At 22.7% G+C, this 12,874-nt stretch carries 8 protein-coding genes; 6 read left to right on the forward strand and 2 right to left on the reverse strand.

The features are described from left to right. Nucleotides 1-20 precede the first annotated feature (20 nt). Nucleotides 21-1,484, reverse strand: coding sequence for a DUF2179 domain-containing protein (locus EXC47_RS01595; RefSeq protein ID WP_129646481.1), 1,464 nt, complete (start codon nt 1,482-1,484; stop codon nt 21-23). Nucleotides 1,485-1,704: 220 nt separating this feature from the next. On the opposite strand from EXC47_RS01595, the gene EXC47_RS01600 reads away from it, so the two are divergent. The 3 genes from EXC47_RS01600 to EXC47_RS01610 all read left to right on the forward strand — a co-directional run bounded on the left by EXC47_RS01600 (nt 1,705) and on the right by EXC47_RS01610 (nt 5,028). Then, complete coding sequence (locus tag EXC47_RS01600) at nt 1,705-2,667, forward strand: hypothetical protein (RefSeq protein WP_129646483.1); 963 nt, start codon at nt 1,705-1,707, stop codon at nt 2,665-2,667. Between the two features lie 8 nt (nt 2,668-2,675). After that, nucleotides 2,676-4,631 carry a DNA topoisomerase subunit B gene (locus tag EXC47_RS01605; protein ID WP_129646485.1) on the forward strand — a complete coding sequence of 652 codons (1,956 nt, stop codon included), beginning with the start codon at nt 2,676-2,678 and terminating at the stop codon, nt 4,629-4,631. 82 nt (nt 4,632-4,713) lie between these two features. Further along, the gene (locus tag EXC47_RS01610) at nt 4,714-5,028 is read left to right on the forward strand and encodes a thioredoxin family protein (RefSeq protein WP_129646487.1); all 315 of its coding nucleotides are present in this window, start codon (nt 4,714-4,716) and stop codon (nt 5,026-5,028) included. A gap of 266 nt (nt 5,029-5,294) precedes the next feature. Here the strand turns inward: EXC47_RS01610 and EXC47_RS01615 are convergent, their stop codons facing one another. After that, a complete protein-coding gene (locus EXC47_RS01615; protein WP_129646079.1) occupies nt 5,295-6,386 on the reverse strand; it encodes an IS30 family transposase in 1,092 nt (363 codons plus the stop codon). Nucleotides 6,387-6,639: 253 nt separating this feature from the next. On the opposite strand from EXC47_RS01615, the gene EXC47_RS03900 reads away from it, so the two are divergent. The 3 genes from EXC47_RS03900 to EXC47_RS01625 all read left to right on the forward strand — a co-directional run bounded on the left by EXC47_RS03900 (nt 6,640) and on the right by EXC47_RS01625 (nt 12,702). Next, on the forward strand, nt 6,640-6,780 hold the full coding sequence (locus EXC47_RS03900) for a hypothetical protein (RefSeq protein ID WP_165255941.1): 141 nt from the start codon (nt 6,640-6,642) through the stop codon (nt 6,778-6,780). 484 nt (nt 6,781-7,264) lie between these two features. Continuing rightward, on the forward strand, nt 7,265-11,461 hold the full coding sequence (locus EXC47_RS01620) for an MGA_1079 family surface serine endopeptidase (protein ID WP_129646489.1): 4,197 nt from the start codon (nt 7,265-7,267) through the stop codon (nt 11,459-11,461). Continuing rightward, entirely contained in the window at nt 11,461-12,702 is a 1,242-nt protein-coding gene (locus EXC47_RS01625) for a hypothetical protein (protein ID WP_129646491.1), read from the forward strand. Before EXC47_RS01620 ends, EXC47_RS01625 begins: the two co-directional genes overlap by 1 nt. The last annotated feature ends 172 nt before the right edge of the window (nt 12,703-12,874 follow it).

Below are 12,874 nucleotides of genomic sequence, written 5' to 3' on the forward strand. Positions count from 1 at the left end.
CAGCATAAAGCTGAATTTAATTAAAATTTGTGTTCAGGAATATATAATTTTCCGTCAACACTTGCAACATCTGTTATTGTAATAAAGGCGTTTTGGTCAACTGATCTAATTTTCTTTATTAAACGAGGAACTTGTCTATAAAGAGTTATAGAAGATAAAATTTGTAGTTTATTTCCAGAGTAACCACCTTCACCCTTTGTAACAGTAAAGTTATTAATTGTTCTTTGATCATTAATTATAATATCTCTTATTTCATCTAAATGATGTGTATAAACTTTACATTGAACAATTCTAAATCTTGGGAATAATTTATTTAATCACATAACAAAAACAAAATTACAAATAAATGTTGATATAAAGTTAGGTGATATATAAAAATCTACTTTTCATGATAAATCTGCAAGACTTTTAATTGTTAAACGTGCTTGTTCAGACATAACTGCATTACTTTCATAAATAGTTTTAAAATCTTTAGCTATTAAACTAGCAGGTACGTATGTACCAATTAAAACTGATACAACTATAATTATGATATTGATATAACCATTCATTGTTCCGAAATCTTTTTGTTTATAGATAGAAAGGTACTCACCAATAATTCCTGTTACACCTGCTGATCCACCCATAATTGCAATAATAGCAAAGAAATAAGCTAATAAAATTCCATAAACAAAAGCAAATATAATTTGAGCTATTATATTTCCGCCATCACTTCATTGCAATGGAATTAATTTTAAAACATTATTAACATTATCAGAAGTTCATTTAACACCTTCTGTTGTTTGTAATAATGATTTAATTTCAGAAGTTATTTCAGGGTGATTAAAAACACCAAATAAAGTAAAATTATTTATTGCAGGTATTTGACCCATTGCAGCTGAAACCAAGCTACTTACAACCAAAAATTCTAATGTTAAAACTGTATAATGCTTTCCTAATTTTTTTCATGAAAAAATAAATAAAGGAATACTTAATACTAAATATAAAATTCAAAATAAAGAGTGATCGATGATATTAAATAATGTACCGTTAATTTCTGGATTATTTCTTAATAATGTGACAGTTAATTTTGAAATAGCTTGTCCAAAAGCTGCTAAGCCAAAGTTATATATACCTGGGTTCTTAACTAAAAATACACTAACAACTCCAAATAATATTGCTAAACCAGCTGTAATCAAGCCTAATTTTCAAAATGGCATTAATGCGTAAAATCTTGAAAGTTTTAAAACAAAATTACTTAATTTAGTTTGTTTATAAGTTGTATTTTTCTTATCAATAACTTGTTTTCTTGTATGAACATATGAGCTATCACTACTTGAAATATTTTCATTATTTCCAGTTAAAACTTGATCTATAGTAATGTCATTATCTCTATTTGAATTATGAGAATCTGCTTCACATTTTTCATAAACTTCTTTAGCTATTTTTTCCATTTCTTTATTTTGATTTGTAATTTTGTTTAAATTTTCATTTTCTTTATTCATATAAATGCCTCCTTTCTTAAGAATAAATATAAAAAATATTTTATATCAATAACTATATAAAACACTTACTTTTATTCTATCAAAAAAATTAAACATTAGTAAATCATTAAATGAAAAAGTCAGTTATAAACAAAATATTTTAAAAGAAAAAAATGCATAAATTTTGTATAATTATATTTATTATATATTTATATATAAATATATTTATTAAAAGGAAAGCATGAAAGAAAAGAAAAATTTAGAAAGTCTATTTTTTAGTCAAAAAGATATTATTTTAAATGGAATTAATTATTCAGATATTGCAAGAAATAAAGGAAAAAAAGTAAGTAAAGATATCTTAAATTCCTTAGATGAAATAATTGCAACTTATAATATTATTTTAATAATTAATGAAAATACAATAATAAGTTTTAAAAAAGAATTACTTAATAACTTATTTTATAACTATTTTGCTAATAAAAATATTTTTCCAGAAAATGAAGAAGTTTTATTTAACTTTATTTTTGAAGAATTTGGAATAGATTATGATTATTATAATTCGCTTATTAAAGAAAAATTTTTCTTAACTAATCAATCATTAAAAAACGCAATATCTTTTTTAGATAAATTTAATTTTAATTATAAAAATGATATTGTTGGTGCTTTTAATTTAAATTTTGAGGACATATATAAAAATTTATTTTTAAATACACTAAAAATTTATAAAACTGATTTTAGTGTTGATTTTTTTAAAAATGAACTAATAAATCTTTTTAACTATTTATTTAATGTAAATTTTAGTTTAGATAAAATAATTTCTAAAAAAAATATTAATAACATAAATAATCACAATTTAAATTTAAAACAAAATTTAGAAAAAATTGAAAATAGAATCATTAATAACGAATTAGAAGCTATTATTAAATATATTGATTTAATTTTGCTTAAACCTTTAAATTTTGAAAATAATATAATATTAAAAATTTATTTAGATATTTTATTAATTGATAAGTTTAATAAAAGAATAAATTGAAACGCAATAAAATTTGATGATTTTTATGAAGCATACATTAATATTCATAAAAATCCTTCAAAGTTAATAAATATGCTTAATAAAAATATTATATATAATAAAAATAATGACAGCTTAAATGAGCAAATAGTTAAATCTATTTTTGCACTTGATTTTATTGAAATTAATTAGGAGATATCATGGAAGAAATTAACAAAAACACAAATTCAAATTACGGTGAAAGTAATATTAAAATTCTTGAAGGCTTAGAAGCTGTTAGAAAAAGACCTGGTATGTATATTGGAACTACAAGTTCAAGAGGTTTACATCATTTAATATGAGAAATTGTAGATAACTCAGTTGATGAATGTTTAGCTGGATTTGCAAATGAAATTTCAATAACTATTGCAAAAGATGGATATATTGAAATAAGTGATAACGGTCGTGGTATTCCGGTTGGTATACATCCAAAAAGTGGAATTTCAACTGTAGAAACTGTTTTTACTGTTTTACATGCTGGTGGTAAATTTGATTCAAATACTTACAAAGTTTCTGGTGGTCTTCATGGTGTTGGTGCATCAGTTGTTAATGCATTGAGTGACGATTTAGAAGTTTGAGTAAAAAGAGATGGTCATATTTACTATGCGCATTTTAAAGATGGTGGAAAAATTGATCAACCTTTAAAAATAATTGGTGATTATAATGATGGCAAAACAGGAACAAGAGTTAGATTTCATCCCGATTTTAGTATTATGGAAAAAAATGAATTTGATGCAGAAGTTATTTTTGACCATGCTAAACAAATTGCTTATCTTACAAAAGGAACTAAATTAATTTTACAAGATCAAAGAACTAATGAAAATGAAGAATACTATTTTGAAGGTGGTTTGGTTGATTATGTTAAGGAATTAAATAGTCACCAATCATTAATTAATAAAGATATTATTTATGTTGATAGTTCTTATTCTTATAACAACGAGAACGAAGAAATTTCAATAGCTGTTGAAGCTGCTTTGCAATATACACATAATCATCAAGCTAATTTAGTTACATATACAAATAATATTTTAACCAATGAAGGTGGAACACATGAATTAGGTTTTTATGATTCACTTTTAAGAGTTATAAATAAATATGCTCTTGCTCATAAATTAATCAAAACAGAAAAAGATAAATTTAATAAAGATGATGTTGGTCGTGGTTTAGTAGCTGCTGTTTCTATTAAACATCCAGATCCTGTTTTTGAAGGACAAACAAAAGGTAAATTAAACAATAAAGATGCAAGAACTGCTGTTAGAGAAATTTTAGCTCCTGTTATCGAAAAATATCTTGACGAACATCCTCTTGAAGCAAAAGAAATTGTAGAAAAATGTTTAGTTAATAAAAAATCAAGACTAAAGGCTGAAGCTGAGGCTAAGGCTGTTGATAATGGTTCTGGAGCTGATGGATTTACATCAATGACTGGAAAATTAGCTAACTGTACAAGCAAAAACGCTGAATTATGTGAATTATACATAGTTGAGGGTAACTCAGCTGGTGGTAGTGCAAAAATGGGACGTGATAGAAATGTACAAGCTATTCTACCACTTAGAGGTAAAGTTATAAACTCAGAAAAATCTTCTTCTGATAAAGTTTTAAACAATAATGAAATTATTTCACTTATTACAGCATTAGGAACTGGTTTAGGTGAGAGATTTAATATAAATAAATTAAGATATCACAAAATAATTATAATGACTGATGCTGACGTCGATGGTGCTCATATTAGAACATTACTATTAACTTTCTTTTATAGATACTTCAAACCTTTAATTGAATATGGTTTTATTTATATAGCACAACCACCTTTATATAAAATTCAACAAAACAAATTTATTGATTATGCATATAATGATGCTCAAAAAGAAGAAATTCTTGCAAAATTAAATCCAAATGTAAAAATTACAGTTCAACGTTATAAAGGTCTTGGAGAAATGGATCCTGAACAACTTTGAGAAACAACAATGGATCCAAAAGTTAGAAAAATGTATCAAGTTCAAATAGAAGATGCAGCTAGAGCTGATTGAGCTTTTACTACTTTAATGGGAGATGATGTCCTACCACGTAGAGAATTCATTGAAAAAAACGCAAAATATGTAAAAAACATTGATTTTTAGTAAAAAGTTAAAAAAAGCATATTTTTTAGCTAAAAAATCAACTTTTTAAGTATAATAATTACATATATTTAAGGAGAAAATTATGTTTCAAGAAATTAACACAGACGAATTTAAACAAAATGTTTTACCAAATAACAAAGGTAAATTTATACTAGTTTTTCACGCTTTATGATGTCCTCCATGTAGACAATTTAAGAATCCATTAACTGAATTAGCTGAAAAAGACGGCGTTCAAGTATATAGAATAAATGTTGATGAAAATCCTTCATTAGCTGCTGAATATAGAGTAAGCTCAATTCCTGCTTGATTTATTTACAATAATGGTGAAGTAGCTTACAACGGTGGTGGTTATTTACCATATGAAGAAATTAAAAAGGTTTTTGATAGCGTAAAATAATATTAAACAAGAATAGTATTATTAATACTTTTCTTGTGCTAAATTGTAATTTACATCTTTACATGGTAACCAATATAATTTGGTTACCATTTTTATATATTATTTTCAAATATTACTATCGGGTAATCAAAAATACAAGCAGTGGTTCACCACACCTATTTTTAGTGGTTGAAAAAGTACAGCAACGCAGTTTATTATTATTTATTTTTGCTACTTTTTTTAAAAAAGTAGAAATAAAAAAAGAAAAACTTAAGACATTTTCCTTTCTATTTTTTAGTTTTCCAGAATTTATTTCTTGAACCGTTACTTTCTCGTTTTTTATTTTGTCAACTGTAAAGTTTTTCGTTTAATGGTATATTTAGACCAGGCTCTTTTATTTCACAAAGTGCATACATTTCAGAAGCACTTAAGTAACCATGTATTTTTCTTGGAATATTGTTTATTTCTCGTTGAACTTTTAAAATTTCATTATTAGAAATTAAATTAAAATCAGTTTTTTTCTTAAAAAAACGTCTAACATATCCATTAAAATTTTCGTTTGTTCCTCTTTGCTGAGAAGCATAAGGATCTGCCTTATAAATAAAAATTTTTAACTTATATCCAATTATAAAAAGTGAATTAAATTCAAATCCATTATCAGATGTTATTGACTTAACATTTAAATTGTATATTTTTATTAGTTCAAATAATATTAAAGCAATATACCAAGGGTTTTTACTGTCAACTTTTACCAAAATACCATATCTGCTGTATCTTTCGACAAATGATAGAATGTGTGAATGCCCTGCTTTTTGTTTTCCTACAATTAAATCTATTTCCCAATGGCCAAAAGTACTTCTTTCGTTTATTTCTTTTGGTCTTGTTCAAAACGGTCTGACTCATCTAGCACCAACTAATCTTTTATAAGCAGGTCCACCATCCCTTTTTCCGCCTTTTGTGTATTGTTTCCTCAAAATATTTTTTCGCTTTATTACTCATAAATTTGAATTTATCCAGTTATAAACTGTTTTAATGCTTGGTATCTTAAAATTAAAATTATTTTTAATATATAAATGTGTTAGTTCAACGCTAAAAGTTTTTTTGTTATATTTGTTTTTAAACTCTTTAGAGTAGTGTTTATATGAATTCATTTTATTTATAAATTTAAAATGATTTTTTCATTTTTCTCTATTTCTATGCTTTACTTCTGCATATTCAGAGTTATAACCTCAATAATCAGAATTTATTTTTATTTCATTTGAAATAGATTGTCTTGAAATATTTAAAATTTTTGCTATTTCTGAAATAGTTTTTCTTTCAACATTTAAACTAATATCTATAATGCTTCTTATTTTATAATTAATTTTAATATAATTCATTTGCTGTGATCTCAAGTTTTTCTTGGGATTTTTTTATATAAAAAAACACCCTTTTTTAATTTTTGCATAAAAAAGGGTGTCAAGATGTAAATTACAATGTGGCACAAGAATAGTATTATTAATACTTTTCTTGTTTTTTTAAATATTCAAATTTATTAATGCAAATTAATAAGTTTTGAAATCATACTAATAATATAAAATTTAATATATATTAATCAAATTTTTATAATACATTAATAAAAAAAGGAAATATATGAAAAAGAAACTAAATTTATTAAGCCCGTTACTAATATCAACATTATTTACTAGTATTTCATGTTCTGTAAATACTGATTATTCTAAAGAAGAAAAAATTCAAGTTGATAAAGTAAAAAAAATATTTTGATGAAAATAATTTAAATTATTTTACAAATATAAAAAGAAATGTTCTTTTAGATATTGAAAGCAAAAACTATCCAATAGAACTTACAGATAGATTAATTACTTTTTTAAATATTTATAAAAATATTTATAAAACAGATATTAATAAACCTTTTAAAGAGTTAAAGAATTATTTTATTGATAACAATATAACTTCTAAACTTGAAGAGTATGATAAATATCTAAATACAAATAGTAATTTATATAGAAATATTAATTTAGATTTAATTTCACAAATTGAAGAAACTTATTTAAAAATTAAAATAAGAAATGACAAAATAAGTCAAGAAAATGAATCTTTTGAAGAGTTTATAAATAATTTAAACGAGATTAAATTAGACTTTAATATTATTTTTGAATATATAAAATCTTATAGAGCTAATTTATTTATATATTTATATAGTTATAATAAAATAAATCATAATGTTAAAGAGTTAATTCATAGTTTAAATAAAAATATGATCAATATATCTAGTTTAATTAATAATTATAAAAATATTGATTCTAGTTTATTAAATGAAGCAGATAATTTTTTAATAAATTTTAATAATTTAAATAATATAGAAGAAATTATTGCAAAATCAAACAAAATAATTGAATCTTTTAGAGAAACGATATTAACAAATAACCTTTTAAGTTCAAATTTAGTTTCATTGAAAGAAAAAGCGAAAAATAAAATAAATAATTCTAATATTTTAACAAACGATGAAAAAGAATTTTTATTAAAAGAAAATGAAAAAATAATTTTTTATGATGAATATGAAAAAAATGATATTTTATTTAAAAAATTAGAGCAAAGAATTGACAACAAAATTAATGAATTAAAACTTGAAATTGATAAACTTTCATTTTCAAGTAAAAATAAAGAATTATTAAAAGAATATGCTGATATTATTACTGATGTAGAACAAGTTAACTTATTAAAAGAAAATATTGAATTAATTATAAATAAAACAAATGAATTAATTAGTTCTATAAATTCAATAAATGAAAAAATTAATTCAAATACTTTTAAAAATAAATACGCCTATAAATTTTATAAAGAACTGTATAAATTTAATAATTTAGTTGAAAACAACTCTATTAAAAATATAAATATTCTAAATTTAAATGAAAACATTAAAGAAATTGATGATTTAATATCTTACTATAATCAGCTAATTTCAGAAGAATCTTCTGACCAAAACAACAATGAAAAAACTGTTTTAGAACTTTTTAAAGAAGAAACTGAATCAATTTATAATTTAGAAAATCCTAATGTTCAAAGATATTCTCTTAATGAATATAGCACTTCTGCTTCATTTGATTTTTTAAATGCAAAAGTTTTATTTGATAATTTTGATACAAATTCTTATAATTTCGAAATAGTTAATTTAACCCTTGATAATGATGATAAAAATATTTTAAATGTAGAGGTAAGAGCTGAGTTAAGAGAAAAACCAGAAATTAATTACACTTTTATTAAAAAACACACATTTACAAAAGATATAAATCAAACAATAAATGACTTAAATATAGTAAATTTAGATCAAAATTATGAAATAAACTATTATGAACTATCTAAATTAACAATTGAACAATTTAATAATTTAGATTTTGAAAACAAAACAAAGTATTTTAAACCTAAATCTAGAAAAATAAGTAAATTTTTTAATTATAAACTAACAGACAATTTTAGTATTTCAGAAAATAAAATTGTTACAACATTAGATGTTATGTTTAATAATCAAAAAATAAAAAGTTTTAATATATCAACAAATAATGCTATTAATTTTATTACCAATATTGAAAACCAAGAAGAGGAAATAGATAATAGAGATGAACAAAAAATATTAAGTATTATAAAAAGTTCAAATATTTCTGACTTAATGTCTTTAGTAAAAATAAAAGAAGAAAGCAAAGTAAGTCATATAAATTATTTAGCTTCAGATGGTATTGAAGCCTTTCATTCACTATATGAATTACCCAAGTTTGGTAAATTTGAAATTTTTATAAAAGAATTACTAAATATTGAAGATTATGAAGGAAGAGCTGAATTTGTTTTCTGATATAAAAAAGATGGTGTTGAAGTTCCATTTCAAAATATTGAAGAATTAAGAAGATATAAAAAACGTATTGGTAGTTTTAAATTTTTAACTTTTGCTGATATTAAACCAAAAAATAATGAAAATTTTACTGCAGAAGACTTTACTAATTACGAGCAGCCTTCTAATAATTATTTAGAAATAGCTAATTCTATTAATGAATCAAACTTCTTCTTTAGAAAATCATGAGGCGAAACAAGAAACACAAATTATAGAGTTATAAATCCTTCTGATCTAATTGAACAAAAGGCAGAAATTGGTCTTGAATATATGCTTGATATTAAAAGAAATCAAAATACTAATGGCGGCATTAACTATGATAATGATGCTTATGTTCCATTAGAAGCAAGTATTTTTTCAGATGAAATACAAATTAATAATACTGATTTAAACCCATTAAGAAGACAGTTTTTTGTTTATTACTACGATTTACAAAAAGTTGGAAAAAGAGGAATGAGTTTTAAACTAGGGTATATAAGTAAAACAAACACAAATGTAAGATTCACAATAGATAAAAGGTATACATTAATAAATTTAGTAAATGACTATCAACAAGCTTTATATCCTGAAATTATTTTAAATAATATAAAATTAAGCGACTTAAATATAAATAAGGAAGTTTTAGCAACTAAAAAAGCTAAGGAGTTTACTGAAAATATTGAAGAGTTAAATCAATATATAACAATAAATTCAACTAATGATGAACTATCATATAAAAATTATTCATTACCTGTTTCATATTTTAAAATAGCACAAATTGCAAAAATAAGTGGTAATTCAGCTTATATAAAATTAAAGGTTAAAAGCAAAAATGATCAATGAATTATTGGGAATAATTGATATAAAATTGATAATTTTATGGAAACAAATGAACCAATTATAAATGAATATCTTGAATTTTCTAATGATAATTTAAAAACAATTTATGAGTCAAATGATAATATCTTAAGAGAAAGAATTTTAGAACCTCTTTGAGAAGATTTACTATGATCATTAGATGAAAAAATAAATGTTGCAAAATGAACTTTAAAAAAGAAATATTTAGAAAAAACATTATTAAAAAATAATTCAAAAAATAGATATTTGAAATTCCAAATATTAGGAAACTCTTTAGTAAACGATTCTAGAAAAAATTCAAGAATAAGAGATATTTCAAATAGTACTATTTTGCAAATAAATTTTGACGAATTAATAGATAAAAAAGTTTTATTAAATGAATTTTATGCAACAGATGGTAACAATAAATTTAAATATTATATTAGTGTTGCTTGAAATGAAAATGAAGGAATTAAATTTAAAATATGAACAGAAGATAGTAGTTATAAAATAATTATTAATGATCCTGAAACTCAAAGATTTAATTCTAACCAAACTAAATTTGATAAAAATAGAGCATTTGTTATTTTACCTGCTGCTGTTAAAACAACAATTAAATATTCAAATGATGAAGAAAATGAAAACTTTAATATTGATCAAAACAGATTTGATTACAAAAATATTGAATACAATGAATTTTCACAACCTATTTTATTTTATAGTGATTTAGACTTTCAAAAAAATAAAGATGTTTATTACCCAAACCAAAATGTTCATTATAAATTACATGAAGGATATAAACTTAGTGGCGAGCAATTACGTATTAAACAATATAGAGATTGAGATTTAGTAGAATCAGTTTATTCAAGAAACTTATTAATAGATGGAAATACTTGATTTGGTACAGTAAGTATTATTGCAAAAGTTAATAATGATCCTAATGATGCTACATTTTACGCAATAACAAATAATCACGTTGAAGGTGGCAATAGTTTAAATTTTGCTGGTCTTACAGGTAATAATTTCCTTCCTACTAGAAATAACAAAAAATATGGTTTTGCTCCATATACTATGAATAATATTGATAAAAAATATAATATTAGAATTTCTGGTGTACAAACATTGCATAATACACAAATAAAAATTCTATGAACTGGTAAAGAACAATTACCAGTTGAAGGAACAAGTAAAAGTAATCAAGATTTAACTGTGTTTATAATGGATTTAAATGATAAATTAAGAAGTGCTAGATCTAGTGGAAATATGCAAATTGTTTGAAAAATAGAGAATCTAATGAAAAAAGGAAACGCAAAATTTGATGTTCCTGCAAATCAAATCAACGTAAACGTTCCTTCTTTAAGAGAATTTTCTACATTAGGATGACCTAGCACTACTTATGCTGGTTCAATAAATAGAAGATCAAGTATTTCAGATAATTATGTTGAAGTTAGATTTTTAAGTAATTATTCTCCTGTTTTTACAGGTAGTGGAGCTTCAGGAAGTGGTATGTATATATCTAATGATAGATACTTTTCTACATGACAATCAGGAAATGGTAGAGGTGTTTCTAGCGGAATAAGATATGATACACGAACACATAATTATTTTGGCATCAATTGAAATAACGAAAATCCTCTTACTTTAAATAATTTCAACTCTGTTGCTTCACAAATTTTTAAAGCAAATTTATATGACCCTAATAAATATGATTTACCTTGATATTTAAAAGAAATTAAAAACGAAGGAGATAAATAATGTTAAAAAATAAAATAAAATTATTTTCAACCGGAATTTTATTTACTCCTATTGTTGTTATTTCTTGCTCAAACAATAGTAAAACAGAAATAGAAAAAGATAATAAATATATAGAAAATAATAATTTTACTAATAAAATAGATTTAAGTTTAGGTAATAATAATAAAGAAGTTGAAATTAATACACCAAAATTGAACAATTATAAAGCATATATAAATCCTATTTTTAAAATTTTTTCAGGTGAAAAAATTTTAAACAACCAACTACCTAGCAACATTAAATTTTTTACCGAAGATAATAATGAAAGATTTTTTAGTGTTAATTGAAATCATGATGATTTAAAAGTATTTTATAATGATTCGAAAATATTTGGAACTGTAATAATAAACAATGAAGAAGTTAAAGTCTTTGCAAAAGTGTACACTCAAGACAAAAAGAAAATTGTAGAATCTGATTATGTTGTAAAAGAAGATAATTGAAGTATTGATATTGAAAAAAGTACTCACGATGGTGGTATACCAAATTTATCTAAATTAATAGATAGAAACGGAAATTATGTAGATAGTGGATCTAGATGAGACAATTGAGGAACGTTCGGAAAAGATCAAAACAATAATTTAGTTTTTCATTGACAAAATAAAGAAATAATATCTAGATTAGAACTAATATTTTGAAAATACGCCTCAAATGGAAATTCTAGTGGTAAATTACCTAAAAAAATATTTGTTCAACATTCAGAAGATGGAATTAATTGAACGAATGTAAATAATCAAGATAAAATTACTGATGAAGAATTAGGACCTATGGGTACGTATAATAATAGGTTAATAAACATTTCTGATGTTAAAAGAATAAACTTTTCTCCAATAAAAACAAATTGGATAAGAATAAACTGAGAAGCAGCTGTAAATTCTAATAATCAAAAACATATTATTGGTATTACAAATGTTTCATTTAAAGGAACCACATTTGAAGACAAATTAATTATTAATAAAAACAATAATATCAATGAAGTTATAATTGATGAAAATACTTATAAAATAGATTTTCAAAATAAAGAAACAACAATAAACATAGATGATATAAATAAAAAAATTATGTTTTCTTCAAAAGCCACTTTTATTAACACTTTTATAACAGAAGAAACAAATGAACATAAAAAATATTTAATTATTTCATATAATGATATTGGAGATTATAAAATTCATAATTTAATTTTAGTTAAAAATAAGCAAAAATAGAAAAATAATTTAATTAACAATTTATACCTTTTTAAAATACAAATAAAAAGGTATTTTTTTAATAAAAAAACACCTTATCTTTTCTCAAAATACCTATTGTTAGATATAAAACACTTATAGAATATTCGTTAATAAAATTTTTATTTGTTTTATCAAGTTTTTTAAAACCGAA

The organism is Mycoplasmopsis maculosa, from assembly GCF_900660665.1.
GTDB classification, from domain to species: domain Bacteria; phylum Bacillota_I; class Bacilli_A; order Mycoplasmatales; family Metamycoplasmataceae; genus Mycoplasmopsis; species Mycoplasmopsis maculosa.